At 55.3% G+C, this 740-nt stretch carries 1 protein-coding gene; it reads left to right on the top strand.

The window, feature by feature from the left end:
• Window positions 1-103 precede the first annotated feature (103 nt).
• A partial coding sequence (locus AC25M7_RS25445) for an IS110 family RNA-guided transposase (RefSeq protein ID WP_486971632.1) occupies window positions 104-740 on the top strand: 637 nt, incomplete at its 3' end.

The raw sequence follows: 740 nt of genomic DNA, 5'->3' as shown, positions 1-740 counted from the left end.
TCACCTTTCCGCCCTTACGGCGGGTTACTTAATGAGATGGTCACCCCGGCACCCTGCGAGGCGTACGCTTTCGCAGGGTGCTTTTACTTCGGAGACCGTCATCATGAGCAGCGTGACCCTGATCGGCATCGACATTGGTAAACATACCTTCCACCTGCACGCCCAGGACAAGTTCGGCAAAGAGGTAATGCGCAAGAAGTGCTCAAGGCAGCAGATGATGCGGTTTCTGGCCAATCATCCCCCTTGCACGGTAGTGATGGAGGCCTGTGCCGGTTCACACTGCCTGGCGCGAGAAATCAAAGCGATGGATCATGAGGCCAAGCTGATCTCGCCGCAGTTCGTTAAACCTTTCGTCAAGAGCAACAAGAATGACTTCGTCGATGCGCAAGCCATCTGCGAAGCCGCTTCCCGACCCTCCATGCGCTTTGTGACGCCAAAATCGCCTGAGCAGCAAACGCTCTCTGTTTCTCATCGGATGCGTGAATCATTGATCCGCGACCGAACCAAGACGGTGAACCAGATGCATGGGTTCCTGCTCGAATTCGGTGTCAGCCTGCCGACCGGATTGGCAGTGGTCAAACGCCTTGCTTCGGTGCTTGAAGAGCACGACCTGCCAATACGGCTCGTCGCATTACTGCAGCGCCTGCATGATCATTTCGTCTACTTGAGCGAGCAGATCAAGGTGTTGGACAAAGAGCTGGAGAGCCAACTGGCTGACGATGATCTAGGCAGTCGTTTGC

It is taken from the genome of Pseudomonas sp. P106(2024) (assembly GCF_057480815.1).
This window is presented reverse-complemented; position numbering and strand designations above follow the sequence as displayed.